Annotated in this window: 10 protein-coding genes; all 10 read right to left on the bottom strand. The window is 43.0% G+C overall.

Annotated elements, in window-relative coordinates; genetic code table 11:
* Positions 1-19: 19 nt before the first annotated feature.
* The gene (locus Q1B03_RS14685; protein ID WP_299742752.1) at positions 20-1048 is read right to left on the bottom strand and encodes a MupG family TIM beta-alpha barrel fold protein; all 1029 of its coding nucleotides are present in this window, start codon (positions 1046-1048) and stop codon (positions 20-22) included.
* Positions 1045-2403, bottom strand: coding sequence for a PTS transporter subunit EIIC (locus Q1B03_RS14680; protein WP_299742749.1), 1359 nt, complete (start codon positions 2401-2403; stop codon positions 1045-1047). Before Q1B03_RS14680 ends, Q1B03_RS14685 begins: the two co-directional genes overlap by 4 nt.
* An 84-nt stretch (positions 2404-2487) precedes the next feature.
* A complete protein-coding gene (gene murQ, locus Q1B03_RS14675; RefSeq protein WP_299742746.1) occupies positions 2488-3390 on the bottom strand; it encodes an N-acetylmuramic acid 6-phosphate etherase in 903 nt (300 codons plus the stop codon).
* Positions 3391-4120: 730 nt separating this feature from the next.
* Positions 4121-4681, bottom strand: coding sequence for a competence protein ComK (locus Q1B03_RS14670; protein ID WP_299742743.1), 561 nt, complete (start codon positions 4679-4681; stop codon positions 4121-4123).
* Between the two features lie 284 nt (positions 4682-4965).
* Positions 4966-8043, bottom strand: coding sequence for a cell wall-binding repeat-containing protein (locus Q1B03_RS14665; RefSeq protein WP_299742740.1), 3078 nt, complete (start codon positions 8041-8043; stop codon positions 4966-4968).
* A gap of 336 nt (positions 8044-8379) precedes the next feature.
* Complete coding sequence (locus Q1B03_RS14660) at positions 8380-10008, bottom strand: cell wall-binding repeat-containing protein (protein WP_299742737.1); 1629 nt, start codon at positions 10006-10008, stop codon at positions 8380-8382.
* Positions 10009-10471: 463 nt separating this feature from the next.
* A complete protein-coding gene (locus tag Q1B03_RS14655) occupies positions 10472-11293 on the bottom strand; it encodes a hypothetical protein (RefSeq protein ID WP_299742735.1) in 822 nt (273 codons plus the stop codon).
* 189 nt (positions 11294-11482) lie between these two features.
* A complete protein-coding gene (locus Q1B03_RS14650; RefSeq protein WP_299742732.1) occupies positions 11483-13291 on the bottom strand; it encodes a hypothetical protein in 1809 nt (602 codons plus the stop codon).
* A gap of 114 nt (positions 13292-13405) precedes the next feature.
* On the bottom strand, positions 13406-13849 hold the full coding sequence (locus Q1B03_RS14645) for a hypothetical protein (RefSeq protein ID WP_299742729.1): 444 nt from the start codon (positions 13847-13849) through the stop codon (positions 13406-13408).
* Between the two features lie 350 nt (positions 13850-14199).
* Entirely contained in the window at positions 14200-15036 is an 837-nt protein-coding gene (locus Q1B03_RS14640; RefSeq protein WP_299742726.1) for a tyrosine-type recombinase/integrase, read from the bottom strand.
* Between the last annotated feature and the right edge of the window lie 250 nt (positions 15037-15286).

Below are 15286 nucleotides of genomic sequence, written 5' to 3'. Positions count from 1 at the left end.
AAGATTTTATTCGAGCACTTCACTCACTGAGGTCCGTCCCTCTCCTCAACCGGATTTTTTGACCAGGCTCCACTAATTCCAATAGTTCAAGGTCTTTCTCGAGAATGCTTCCGATCACGTTCACGGCAGGGTTTTTCTCCAGGTCATTTCGGACAATCTGCATTTCCCCTTTGTAGCGTCCATACAGAGCATTGTCCTGGGTGATGGTGCCTCGTGGTCTTTCTACAGTATTTGAAGGGGGAACATCGTGACTCGCCCTTGTATCCAGCAATCGATACACATCTCTTCCCGGATCAGGTCGGAGCTGATATTGTCCTTCCATTTCAACGCCGCCCTCATATGAAAGCTCCAATACATTTTCTTGATCAACATCCGCTAGTTTACGAAGTAATTCCTGTGAACATCCGGGATCCCCAATGAATACACCCTGAACACCCCAGTACCTCAATTGTATGGCACTCACAAATGGGTTTTGATCACGATGATCTTCCAAAGTTGGGAGACCCTTGTATAACGGTCCTCTTTTTTCATCGTCACCCGGGATAAAGGCATAAACCGGAATGTTTATAGCTTCAAACAGTCTTTGCTGTTTCATAAAGTAAGCCCGATCCAATCCCGTTTCAGGCTTGGGGTAGAAATTATGCCACGCAATCATGCTTCCTGTTTCCAGTCCGCTGTCGATCCAATCTTTCAGTTCCCTTTCCTCGACGGTACTGGCATTGATGGCAATCTGGAAGTGATGGGATAACGCCACCATCTCTTCTGCCGTAAACCCATCATCCAGACGCAGTGCCGTCAAACCCAATCCTTTTAACTCTTCAAAGCTGTCTAACCCTAAAAAGGAAGGCGTGTTCTTTGAAACATCAGCAAACACTTCGAATCCTTCTCTTTGAAAAATGGATAACAGGTGACGGACATGCTCCCTGCTATACACCGACTCTTCAGGAATGTGAAGAGAAGTGAACGCAAGCTTGATACCTAATGAAGAAGCTCGAAGAATTCTCTCTTCGGCTCCTTCGTCAGATAAATAAACGGAGATCCCGATCATTCGAACTCACTCGCCATTTCGTCTTTAAAGCCAACCAGATACGTGATGGCAAATCCGGCTGCATAGGCAATTAAAAGTCCGATCGTGTAGTATAGAATTTCTCCTGCATTAACAAGGAAAATCAGGGGCAATCCTGATACACCGATCGCGAATGTCGCAACATCAAAGTACGCTTGGAATGCTCCTCCGAATCCGGCACCTATACAAGCTGTCAGGAATGGTCGGCCTAGTGGTAACGTCACACCAAAGATAAGCGGTTCACCAATTCCAAGCATCCCTGCCGGAAGTGCTCCGCCAATCGCTCTCTTCAACTTCTTCTTCTTCGTTTTCATGAAGATCGCGAAGGCTGCTCCAACCTGTCCTGCTCCACCCATTGCAAGGATCGGAAGAAGCGGGTCGTCCCCGATCGTGTTGATCAGTTCCAAATGAACCGGTGTCAATCCTTGATGCAACCCGGTTACGACGAGTGGCAGGAAGGTGGCACCAAGTACAAATCCAGCGACCAATCCACCCATTTCAATCAATGAAAGGAGTCCGTTCGTGATTAAATCTGAAATAAATCCACCTACCGGCATGAATACCGTGTATGTTAATAATCCTGTGACAAGTAACGCAATGGTCGGTGTAACGATAATGTCCACAGCCTGGGGAATCACTTTGCGAACATTTTTCTCCACGAACGCCATGAAAATGGCTGCAATCAATACCCCAATCAATCCGCCCCGGCCTGGAAGCAGATTTTCACCAAATAGCGTGACATCACCAATGGCAGGGTTGATGATCAGAATACCCGCCAAGCCACCAAGTGCTGCAGATCCACCGAACTCCTTCGCCGCATTCATCCCGACAAGGATACCAAGGTAGCCGAATAACCCACTTCCGATGATTGATAGCATCATCACAAGCTGTGACTCACCATTTAACCAGCCGGCTTGAACGAAGAACTTCGTAAATCCTGTAATCAATCCTGACGCAATCAACGCAGGAATCAGTGGAATGAAGATATTTGCCACTCGTCTCAGAAGTAATTTAAATGGTGTGCTGTTCTTCTTTTTCAAATCCGCTTTTTGCTCAGCGGCACGGGCTTTCAGATCAAGATCACCTGATCCGGATGCAACCAGTTTCCCGAATTCTTCCGTTACTTTATTGACCTTACCCGGCCCTAAAATGACCTGATACGTTTCGTCTTCTACAAATCCCAGTACTCCTTCAATTTTCTTGATGTTGGCTTTTTGCACCAGATCTTCGTTATACACTTTCACTCTCAGTCTGGTCATACAATTTTCATAGCTTGCTATATTATCGGCACCGCCAAACTGCTCTAAAATGATGCCAGCCAATTCTTTATTCGTCATTGTTCACCTTCCCCTTTCAAGTTGTATTCATTTCCCCTTCTATTCCTATGAAGAGAACTGGACAGGTACCCCTATACAAAAATCCTATTTTTCAATGGCTAATCGAACATAACCATTGGCATCTTCTAATCGGCTCTTCGCTTCTTCATAGCCACAGCCAAGAGTGATCATGACAATGGATGGTTTCACTTCGTTGTTCGCTTTCTTTAAGGTGGATGCTGCGGTTTCTCTATCAGCACCTGTGATGCTTTCAATGATCCCGATCGCCCGCTGTTCAAGCTTGTAATTACTGATATTCACATCCACCATCAGGTTTCCATAGGCCTTTCCAAGCTTGATCATGGCCGCTGTCGAAATCATGTTGAGGACCATTTTCTGTGCAGTACCGGCTTTTAATCGAGTGGATCCGGTCAATGCTTCCGGTCCGGCATCTACTTCAATCGCATGCTTTGCTTCAGCAGAGATTTTCGAGCCTGTATTACAGGACAGGGCAACCGTTGTCGCACCGAGTTTCCTTGCATATCTTAGACCACCGATGACATAAGGGGTACGTCCGCTCGCTGCAATCCCGACGACCGTGTCCACCTCTGCCAGCCCTATTTCTTTCAGGTCGGATACACCTAGCCCCTCATCATCCTCTGCTCCCTCAACCGCTTTGACGAATGCTTTCTCCCCGCCGGCAATCAATCCGACCACGACGTCACTGCTGACACTAAAGGTCGGTGGACATTCCACCGCGTCAAGCACACCGAGTCTGCCGCTTGTACCTGCACCTATATAAATCAATCTCCCGCCTTGAGAGATGGACTTCACTACTTCGTCAACCACTTGTTCCACTTGAGGAATCACCGCTTGAACGACCGAAGCGACCTTCTGATCTTCCTCATTCATCATGCGAAGAATCTCACCTGTACTGGCCGTATCGATCCCCAGCGTATTCTGATTCACCTTCTCTGTTGATAATTCAAAAAATTTATCTTCTTTCATAAGTCATTCCTCCTAGAAAATCTGAATGCGTTTTCATTACTTATATTAATATCACTTTTAAAATAATATTTCAATTGTATTTTTAAATATATGAAATTTTATTTTAAAATAGACCGATGTTTTTTGTGGAAAAGGAGGAGAAGTTTTCTAGTTGGGGGTACATTCATTAAAGTAAACATGGTTGTTTTTTAACAGTAGAAAGTACTGGTTGATTTCCGCTTCAGGTGCTCGCTTTCCGCGGGGCGTGAGTTGAGCCTCCTCGGGCTTTGCCCTGCGGGGTCTCAACTGTCTAGCTCCGGCGGCTAGCCCCTCGAGGTCATAAGCTAAATGGTCCAAGAAGGCAAAAAACGCCTTCCCGGCCCATTCATCTTATGCTTGTCGGGGCTGGGCGAGCCGCCTCCGCTTTTCGTACTTTCCCGCTATTCCCGCCGCAGGAGTCGAGCACCTTCCGCTCCAATCAACTTTCGCAGCATAAAGTTTTTTATATGAACCAATATAAATGAATGTGTAGAAGACAACCTTTAAAAGAAAGCAGTTATCCTTTTAAAAATTAGAAAATCTGTTATCTTTATATTATTTTTTACTCTGCTGGAAGAACTTGTTTTACATGACAATACAGTCCCGTTAAGAGCAAAGAATTTAACGACAAATAGGAGTTGGAACAAGCTTCCTACTCCTGTTTTTTCTTTATTTCATGTTTGTCTTTCTTTACACCCAGAGGGTCCGTCCCTCAAAAATCGATCTGTGGATCATTTGGAATGTCTGCTGAATCAAGCATACCGGGATGAAAGCCTGGAAGATATAGTTCGCTTTCGGTCCTTCTCAAAGCTCGGCGGGATGGGAAGCTGGCGAAGTGATTCATGGTGGCAGCCGCCCGTTCCCGTTGTTTGGTGATGACTTTTTCAGAACAGTTGATTTCCAACCGCTCACCATTCGTAAACTGGATGTATGTTTTCCCTTCAGAAGTGGATGATGACTCGATATGCTGGCAGAATAACCAGATGCAATCATAGTGTGTTGGGGCCATGGTAGGTATACAATAGATGAACTCTTGTGGGCAAATCATGAGAGGTGTTTTTCGTAAATATTTGGTAGCATGCCGAACGGCTTTGATCCTGCCGTCATATGTAGACCGGTAAGCCATACAGGATTCATCTAAAATCTCCATAATCGATTTTTTGCTGAACGTCTTTCTCCCCGAGTAGTCATAAATGATAGACCGATGGATCCCATCATAAGCAGGACAAATCGCCAAAGTCCTTCGAGTAACCAGCACTTCTAAACCATTCAATCAAAACACCTTCCTTTTCCTTTTTAATAAAGCCCCTTTTATCAGAATCTTCTTATATATGGGACTTTATTACTATTATATACTAATGTCAGGAGATTTCCATTTATATTTGTATATTTTTCGGGAAAAATCTCATAATTTGAGGAAATGGAATATTTCCTGTGAGATAGTGTCGAGAAAAGGAGCTCAAAATGGATGAATGAGTAGTGAGATCAGATATCATAAGGGATTAAAAAAGCCTCTATTCGATACACGAGTGCATCAAATGGAGGCTTCCTCATTTATTATTGTGCCAAAAGTGATTCAACCACCGAATCAGATATGGCTCCTTCTCCACCAAGAATATAATACATATCGGTAACCGGAGCGAACATAGCAAGAGTATCCATCGTTGTATACTGTGCCTCTTTTGGATGAGTCAATACTACGGGATTCCCTTCTACAGCTGCCAGTGCAGAACCAGCCAGGGCATCAGGATAGTTCTTACCCGTTGCGATGAATGGTGTGGACATGTTCAATTCACCAGCGAAATAGTTGATGATACTGCTATTCGTTTCATAACGGTCAATTCCACTTAAACGTTCATAGTTCATGAACTCCTCAGCCACCATTTCCGGGATGGCTGATTCCCCGCCAATTACGTAGAACTGCTCGAACATGCTCTCTTCCATGTAGCTGCGCACAGAATCCGGTGTACCGTTTTTCTTTGTTAATAAAATCGGCATTTCAAGGGAAGCCGCTATCGGAGCAATGGAAAGGGCATCTGCGAAGCTTTGCCCCGTTGCCACGACTGCACGATCGGTGAAACCTAATTGTTCAGCGATTTTCACAGATGTTTCATAACGATCGGCTCCTGAGATGCGTGAAATCGTCTTGATACCTAAATCTTTCATCTCTTTCTCGACATTGGCTGTAATAACTGATTTACCGCCAACCAGAATCACCTTTTTCACTTTCAAGCGTTTTAGTTCGTCCTTCACCGACTTAGGAAGGGTTGTCGTATTGGTTAACAATAATGGGGCATCTTGGTGATAAGCAAGAGGTGTTGCGCTTAATGCGTCCGGGTAATTACGCCCTGTGGCAATGACCGCTACATCAGATTGCTCCCATCCTTTACTTGAAATCTTCACTGCCGTCTCATAACGATCGGTTCCAAAGATTCGTTCCGTTCCAATATTCGCTTGATCGATCCCTGTAACGGCACTTAAGGCATCCAATCTTCCCCAGCCGGATACAGTATCATATCCCGGAAGCACCAATTCTGCAGGATACGGATACTCATCTTCGTAATAATAACCGTTGCCCGGGTTATCTTCTTCGTCAAACGTAATATCCACAGCTGTTCTTGTTAACACTCTCTCTACTTGAGCCGGCGTTAACCCGGCATCATGGGAAAGCAGTAAACCAGCTACCGCTGCCACATGAGGTGTCGCCATAGACGTTCCACTCATATAGGTCACGTTTCCATCTGGAACCAGACTGGGAATATTCGTTCCCGGTGCAACCAGGTCAATTCCATTTCCAAAGTTTGAGTAGTCTGAAACAAGGTCCATATTATTTGTCGCTCCAACAGAAACAACATACTTTGATGAACCAGGGTAAGAAATTTCTTCCATTCCGTCATTACCTGTAGCCGCTACCACGGTCACTCCATGGTCATCGGCATATTTCAATGCGTACTCAATCACACGGCTATATGACCCGCCAAGACTTAAGTTAATGACTTGAGCTCCGTGATCGACAGCATATTTGATCCCGTAAGCGATTTGTTCTGTATCACCGCTTCCGGATGCATCAAGCACTTTAACGGGAAGAATCTTTGTGTGAGGATTGATCCCTGCCATCGAATAGTGATTATTCGCTTCTGCTGCAATGATGCCTGATACATGGGTTCCATGTCCGTGGTCATCCATCGCATCTGAATTTCGTCCTACAAAATTATAACCGTCATCCTTTAGGACATGATGACTCAGATCTGCCAGCGTGTGGTCCACACCTGTATCCACTACAGCAATGACCGTATCTTCCAGGTCTTTTTCTTTCAAGATCTCCTGAAGCTGTTCGTACTGAATATCGGCATCAGGGGTACCTCCGTTGTCTCCATTATTCTTAAGGGACCACTGGTAAGGATATTGAGCATCGGAAGACAGAGCTTTATATTGTTGGACTGGTTCAACAAACTCGACTTCAGGCAGCTTCGCAATCTCTTTTGAAGTAGCTTTTAATGATGCTGTGGAGACTTTACCAGAAGCGTTTCCATCTACTTCTACTACATACATATTTGAGAAGAAAGAATCGTTCGCCTTTAAAGGGGAAATGGAGTCCACACCCATTGATTTTGTTTTCCCCTGGATACTTGCTGCATCTTTCTTATCTTTTAATTTCACGATTAAACGGGTTTCATCACTGGCAGCCTTAATAGGAGAAAGTCCTGCTTTTGCCAGAATAGTAGAAACCGTTGAGTTCGTCAGGTTTGAAATCCCGACGCTCTTACCTGTGTTCTCGATTTTCTCCTGGATGAACTCAGGAGTTGATTCAAGTGCATTGTTGTACAGATTATTGATCGCTTTTTGATCTTCTTTCGTGATTTTGTATGAACTTGCACTGCCATTGGCTGCAACATCAGTAAACAAATCCTTTAATTGAACAAGATCATGGTAGACACTATCACGCAGTGTTTTACTGAAGACCATTTTTGAACTGATAAACGGAGCCGCTTTGTAATACAGAGCAGACAACTCTTGACCTTTTTCCGTTTTCGCTAAGACCGTTTCACGGACGGTACGTAAATCTCTTAAAATACTTTTTCCATTTTCTCTTTCTTTCGTGCTTAATTCCGCTGGACACTCCTCAGCAATGGCTTCATCAGAAGGAGGTAACGTAATGCCATCATAGCTGACTGTGTACGGAATCGCCATATCTTCAAACTCTTCTTCGAACTCTACATACTCTTCTTCCATTCCATATGACTCAATCTTAATATAATAGGGACCGACCCAGGAAATCGGGAAGTCGATGATCGCTGGTTCATTTTGAAAAGAATAACCCATATATCGATCAAAGGCTCGATTATCGATCGCATTTTCCAGACTGGAATAAACCGTCACATTTAATTCCAATTCTGATTGAAGCTTCATCCGTAAATGGGTAAAATCTTCAATTTCACTTTCAGAAGGATCAACCTTATACCAATGAGCGTTTTCAGAGACATCGAATTCCCCATCGACCGGTGTCCCAATCGTCAACGTTCCTTCCTCATGCGGTACACCAGACTCTTCCGCCCCCGCTTCCGTCACGGAAAACTGGCTGAAAATCAACGAAAAAACGAAAACCAAAGCTACTAAACTGCGAATCTTTTTCATGTAGGACCTCCACCAATTTAAAATTAAACTACAGAATCTATTAAAACACATAAAGATAGAATTGGAAATATTTTATATTTTAAGGAAAAATATTGTTTTATGTTACCATGCCTTAACGGGCTATTTTTGAGTACATATTCCTGTATAAAATAATGTAACTTTTCTCCTTCAGACTGGTTTTAAACGTCTGGCTTTATTTAAACAAACGTTTGATTAATTAAGCCCATCCCTTTCACAGCAATATTTCAGGCTGTTAAACAATCGTTTAACACACAAAAGAAAGTCCTGGACTATTTGAATATAGTCCAGGACCCTTTTGATCGTTTTCGAACATCTTTACTCTACTAACTTTTCTGCAACACCACTCTCAACCGCACCTTCTCCACCCAATACCATGAAGTGCTTCAATCCGTTTTCCATCACTAAACCTTTGGTCTGCTGAGGTAAGTCATCCTTATTAACCAGCAATAACGGAACCTCATTTATGGCAGCAAAGACAGAACCCGTAAGTGCATCAGCGAAGTCCTGGCCTGTTGCGACTACCGCATGGCTCGTTGGACCTTGGAATTCATTATAGATGGCGGCAGCTGTATCGTAACGCGTGTCACCAGCCAAACGCTCTCCATTTTTAAATGATAACTCTTCACTAATGACCCCTGCTCCTCCAATCACATAGGTGTTCTCTACATCTTGAAGGGCAAAGCCTGTTGCTTCCGGAATGGAATCTGTGTCGGTTAACAGGATTGGATATCCATGTTGGGCAGCATATGGAGCAACGGCCAGGGCATCAGGGAAGTCATACCCATAGGCAACCACTGCGGTTTCTGAATTACCCAATTCATTCGAGACGAACGCGGCCGTTTCAAAACGGTCATCTCCCCCTATTCGATCCACACTTAATCCGAGATCGTCAAGCTCCGCCTCTATCTTCTCCGAAACGGCTCCTTCACCGCCAAGGATCACGGCATTCTTCGCTCCCAGACGATCGATTTCTTCTACAGTCTCTTTGGATAACTTGGCTCCATTCGTCAGCAAGATCGGCGCTTCCAACTGATAGGCAAGAGGTGTTCCGACCAATGCATCGGGATACTCGTTACCTCTCGCAATGATCACGGTTTCAGCAGCCTCCCAGCTTTCTTCTGAGATTTCAGCCGCTGTTTCGTATCGATCCTGTCCGTATAGACGGACCGTTGATTTTCCAACGGTATCGGTGACCGGCTCCATGACCTTCCAAAACTCGTCGGCCATGGCTTCATATCCCGCTTCACTCGGGTGGACATTTTGCGGGTTCGGCAGCTTCACCTGGAAGTTATCGGCCATCGCCTCTTCCACCGGAACAAATACGCCTCCACCTTGAACGCTCGCTGCTTGAATCGCTTGGTTCAGTCCATCTAAAGCAGGCTTTAACTGTGCCTGGGTTTCTTGTGGCAAGTAAGGGAATGCATTATAGTAACCCATCACATACACCGGTACGTCAGGGTTTAATTGATGGATGATGCCTAAAGAGGTGGCGATGTTTACCCCCACTTCCTGAAGGGCTGCCTGCACTTTAACAGGATCAATTGAAATTCTGCCATCCTTCTGTTCAATCAATTGCAATAAGTCGTTGGCACCTGCGTCCAGTGTGATGGTATCAGCGTCCATGATTTCTTTTTGTAAACCCTTTGCTGGATCTTGTATGTCCGCCAAGACTTGTTTGGACGTATAGCCCGGGACGGCAAAACTCTTGTTAAAATCTACATGAAAGCCATCTTCCTTGAATTCATCGGCCAGGAAATCCGGATATCCCTTACCCAGGGAGTTGTCATACAGCACCCCTGCCGCTAACGAATCTCCTAAAGCCAGATAATCTACATACGTATGCTCTTCTTTCATTTCAGCAAGAGCCATCGTTGGTGTCATCACTAATGCCATTGTCATTGCTCCGGTTAACATTTTCAAAGAATGTTTCAGGTTTTTTTTCAAAGTGGTTCTCCTCTCTATTTTGGCAATCCAATTATAGGTATTTGCCAGAACATTAGGATATTCCTCCTATTTTCAATCGACAAAACCCGCAATCTCATCCTTTTGGAGCAGTTATGTCCCATCCGGCCATTACGCCTGCAAATATTGTAATAAAAATAAACAACAATCCCTATATATTCGAGAACCTTTATAGTGGAAAATAAAATAAAAAAGGATAAGGGGAGTGAAGATCGTAATGAAGATGATCCATAAGTTTCTCGCCACTTACTATTACACCCTGATCCAAGACTGTCTTGATGAAAAAATGAAAGAACACCTAATCCGGAAACTACACTATCATGAATCTAAATTAAGCACCTAGATAGATCTTGCTGTTTTCGTCTACTTTTTATCCTTTTATAATGCCCTTTCTTCATTCAAAAAAAAAAGCCCTCAACCTCAATGGATTGTAGACCTCGGAGAGCTACCCCCTTATAAAATACTTCAATATATAATCGAGCCAGACCTTATTTCCTTTTTCATTAGGTATATTTTCCTCTGTTAAATAGTCCTTTATTTCTTTTTTATTGTAATCCGGCCATGCGTCCCAATGGTTAAGATACACGTATTTTTTCTCTCTGGTGTACTTCTCTAAATCAGCTTCTTCCTGAGGGTAGTAATAGGCACCTGAAATAGGATTGGCCGGTTGGATGATGAAGGTGATTTCAGGATTCTGTTTCTTGAAATCTCCAAGGATCGTCTCAAGATTTTTAATGCGGTTCGACATTCTTATTTCCCCGTTGTCATACAATAAAAATGGTTCCAGCAAGAGAATATCCGGCTTCATATCAGCCAGTGGTTTATGTAGTTCCTCTTTCACAACCTGTTGGGACGTTTTTTCGGCGATTTCTTTCAATGTCACGTTTATCAAATCGTGGCCGTACGTGTCGAGCAGCGCCTTTTCTAGTTCTTTCGGCCACGCCCCTTCCTTCCCAGGAGTAGAAGAAGAGCCAAGAATCATCAGGTGAACGGGTTCATCACCTTCAATCTTTTTCTTAAACGTGTCTTTTAATTCTGGCGGAAGATAATTCAGCTTATCCAGTTTTATCAGTCTCTTCCTTTCTTCCTCTGCCGCTGCTTTTTCTTTCTGCTCTTCTTCACTCACCGCCTGAACGCCGGCTACTTTTTCTGTATGGACGTTAACCTGGACGGCCTCGACCCTTTGATCCCAATGATACTTTCCGCCTGCAAGTGTTGAAAATGTAATCACGCCCAGACCGACTAACAATACTCTCTTCATCTTCATCCTCATCCCCCATAACGTAAAGTCTATGAATCATATGATAGAGGAGATAGAGTACAGAATTTGTATATACGTGTAGATGGCCGTTCGAAAAGTTACGACAAAATAACTGGTTTTATTGGGTGCAAAGCATGAAATAAACGATTATTATAAAAGAGCCTATCTATATAATAGATAGACTCCATCATTCACCTAACGGACAGGCACCAATTCAAACCTATCTTTCTCATGTTTTACCCGGTACACACCTTCTGATATTTCATGCTCTGTATACTGGGATAACCCATCATGTATGTATACGTCATGATCCAGCACCATCAGAAAATCAGATTTCATCAATACTTCCTTCAAATAGGAGAGCTTTTCTTCCGTTTCGGCCCCCTTGATGAAAGAGTAGTTCTTCGATAAGTGCTCATACCTGATCAAGTAGCTGAAATATCCTCCATCATCCGCACTTCCGGGACTATAATAGGTAATCATAGGTTCCGATACCCCTGATGTTTTAATAACAGAAGAATACTCCTTCACGTCGCCCCGCCGCTCAACATGTGCTTCCGGCCGGGTCACCAATACTTCAAGATGTCCGATGTACGGGATTAAGAAACAGACTGCCAACAGGATGCCCGTCACCCTTTTAAATGATTTCACATAGTTAGACCATACATAGACAACCACTGTCATGAGCATGCCTCCTACATACACGGTAATGGTCGACTGATAGCGGTTAAATCCTGCAAGCCTTGACGCCTCGTTCTCAGGCATCAGGTACACATACATATAATAAAGCGAACACATATACAGCACGTAAAAGAGATTTAACAGGAGAAACGACGACACTAGTTCATTAGGCGTATTGCGCTTCATTCTGACGATGAATAAAAGGGCAATCAGATTGACCACCAGCAAGGCCATTACATGAGGCGATGACAAAGGATTCAGAGCAGCGTCCAGCATCATTCCATCAAAACCTGCCAAGAACTCCTCCGATTTCTGAATATCGTTCAGTTTATCCTCGGTAATCGCAAACTTATTATCTCCATAACTCTCACTATAGGCTTGTAACGTATACGTGTGCCAAAGCAAACTCACCACTAGAGGAAGAACCAACAACAGAACCAAAGAAGCATAAGGAATGACTTTATCGATTCTCTTTTCAATTCCTTCCCGATGAGAAGCAATGAGTATCCCCAGCATAGCAATCCCATTAAACAGCAGAAAGATCTTTCCGCTATCTTTCAGTAGGATTAACAAGATCACAATCGGAAGGTTCACGAGCAGCAGTCGTTTCCAATCTTTACGGTAGTAATAAGCGATTAAAGGAACAGCTAACGCCACTGATCCCAGAATAATATCCACCAGTAAACTGTAGAAGATTTTCGCATTCACTAATAGGAGGGTAAAGGAAATAACCCAAGGCAGGATGACCGCCCATGGCTTTTTCCAGGAACTGATTAGAAAAAGCACTGTGAATCCAGCCATCGTCATGAATCCCTGTGCCATCAATGCCAAACTTTCATGGAATCCTAATAGATTGAGAAAATAGTAAATAAACACGGCACTTCCAGGCGGATAGTTCTGAAAAGTCACCAGCGTACTGGCATCCGGCAGGCCATCGAGCCTCACAATCTCCTTCACCACCAGTCCCCAGTGGCTGAAATCATCATAGTTTAAAAAGAGAGTCCCCCTCATATAAAGCATGACAAACAGAGCAGATATGGAAAAGAACACGAGCGAGGGATGCAGCAAAGGTTTATACGAGATCTTTTTAAATAAGAATAATACGAGATAAATCAAACATAAAAAGAAACCGGAATAATAGATGATATTCGCTGCCAATGACATCCGATGAAGCAGCCCGGCTCCGAATAGCACCGTCGTGACACCGGAAAATAGAAATAAAGGAATAAAAGCAGGATGTACCTTTATCTTATAGAGAAAAAACATCCCCCATCCGGCAAGGGAAAGGAATAACAAGAATAGTAATAGTATAGACGTAAGCATGAGTCCTCCTGATACTTGTAAAACATTAGTAGAATAATTAATTATACCATTCTTCATTGGGACAAAATCGCCAATCACATAAAAAAGGAATCTCCGACTTTCGGAAATTCCTTTTTATGCTTCATGCAGTTTTCTTCGTTTGTTTCTAAATTTTTCGAAGTGGTGAAGGAAGAGAAAGACATGATAGTAGATAAGCGTAGCAGGAACACTATAGATTGCAAAAAGCAATGTCAATCCAATTCCCTCTGACGCAATGGCAAGAAACATGCCAGGAAGAATGGCTATTAACGAATACATCAATAGTTGGAACAGATACACGTTTCGTTTTATTTTAAGAGCATCCGTCACTCTATCAATCAGATAAGCACCTAAAAGTCCAAACACAAGGTAAATGGGAATGGAAGGCATGATCGTCATGACAAATCCATCACTAACATTCATATAACAACATTCATATTCTCTCTCTTCAATTGGCGTATACATTGCCCACCCCATAAACAGAGCAAAAAACAGAGGTGAAATAATAGCAGCTAATGCTTTATTATAAAGATCCTTCATCGGACATCACCTAATATTTTTTTGATATTGTTTATTTTACCATATCTGTTTGTGAAATAAATCACATACTATACATAAAAAGAACTCCTTTACCATGAACTTGATAAAGGAGTTCTTTTTATTATGACTCAATGACTCTTGCTACTTTTCCTCCACATGTCTTGCAGCTTCCATGAAGGACAATAGTATGATTATCAGAATCCACACTGTAATCAACAATCGTCGTGTCTCCGCAAGCCCTACAAAATACATTTCCTTCAAATTTCTCTCGGATATGTGCAGGTTTTTGCAATCCACCTTTTATATGCTAATTCATCCCTCACATTTCCTACCTCACAATAAAATAATCTTCAACAATCCTTCGAAAAAGTCCGTCGAATCGCATTTTCGAACTCCGTTTCAGGAACGCGTGACTTCGCATACCTCTTCGTTACATTAATATCCCTATGCCCCGCCAACTTAGATACTATCTCAAGACTGACACCCTGATCAATAAGATGCTGACAAAATGTATGGCGCAGCTTTTGCGCATTTATATGGAACTTCTTAAGCATATACTGGACCGATCTCTCCGTTAAGCGCTCATTCGTTTTGGAAACGAACAACGCTTCCTGTGGTTGAATAGCATCCATGTAGTCATAAAGAGAATGCACCACTTCATCCGACAGAGGAATGATTCGTTGATCCCCATGCGTATCCAAAACGCTTACTTGTTTCGTTTCAAGGTCTATATCCGCTGTATTCAGGGCACAAAGCTCTGACACCCGTATGCCCGTATGAAGCAGCATATACACAATTGCTATATTTCTTTCATTTTCACTTTCTCTTACTTCTGATAAAAGTGATTCACATTCTTCTTTAGACAGCGTTTCGATCTCATCCTTTTTGCTTCCTTGTTTGATCTTTATATCAAACGTTATGTCAGGTCTCTTTAAATATTTAGCAAAAGTCCGTATCACACCCAAGATTTTATCCGTCGTGATCGGACTCTTACCTTTTTCTTCCAAAAATAGAATGTAGTCCTGAACATCACGCTGAGTAATGTTTATTAACTCTCTGTTATTCTGTTGGAGCCACTTTTCATATTTCTTAAGTTCCTGATGGTAAGTCGAGATGGTATTTGATGATTTTCCTTCATGTTCAAGCCATGTTAAAAACTGATCAATCGTAGTGCTAGATCCTTGCAAGAGTACCACCCTTTCGAATCAAACCTCTATTTACTATTATCCTAGAACTTATAGATGAAGAAGTCAACTTCTCCGAATGTAGCAGGGTGGAATGCGGAAGGAATGATTCGTTTTTTCAAGTTAGACTTTAAAACAAACGACAAAAAAAGAGTAACTCCTAAGAGCTACCCTTTTTCACATTTGCCTGGCGACGTCCTACTCTCACAGGGGGAGATCCCCCAACTACCATCGGCGCTGAAGAGCTTAACTT

Origin of the sequence: uncultured Rossellomorea sp., assembly GCF_947488365.1 — a bacterium.
In the GTDB taxonomy this organism is placed as follows: Bacteria; Bacillota; Bacilli; order Bacillales; family Bacillaceae_B; genus Rossellomorea.
This window is presented reverse-complemented; position numbering and strand designations above follow the sequence as displayed.

What these genes read in the sequence shown, in the direction of transcription:
- Q1B03_RS14665 (WP_299742740.1), bottom strand. Translation starts at nt 8,043, where the DNA reads ATGAAAAAGATTCGCAGTTTAGTAGCTTTGGTTTTCGTTTTTTCGTTG.
- Q1B03_RS14680 (WP_299742749.1), bottom strand. Translation starts at nt 2,403, where the DNA reads ATGACGAATAAAGAATTGGCTGGCATCATTTTAGAGCAGTTTGGCGGT.
- Q1B03_RS14655 (WP_299742735.1), bottom strand. Translation starts at nt 11,293, where the DNA reads ATGAAGATGAAGAGAGTATTGTTAGTCGGTCTGGGCGTGATTACATTT.
- Q1B03_RS14685 (WP_299742752.1), bottom strand. Translation starts at nt 1,048, where the DNA reads ATGATCGGGATCTCCGTTTATTTATCTGACGAAGGAGCCGAAGAGAGA.
- Q1B03_RS14645 (WP_299742729.1), bottom strand. Translation starts at nt 13,849, where the DNA reads ATGAAGGATCTTTATAATAAAGCATTAGCTGCTATTATTTCACCTCTG.
- murQ (WP_299742746.1), bottom strand. Translation starts at nt 3,390, where the DNA reads ATGAAAGAAGATAAATTTTTTGAATTATCAACAGAGAAGGTGAATCAG.
- Q1B03_RS14650 (WP_299742732.1), bottom strand. Translation starts at nt 13,291, where the DNA reads ATGCTTACGTCTATACTATTACTATTCTTGTTATTCCTTTCCCTTGCC.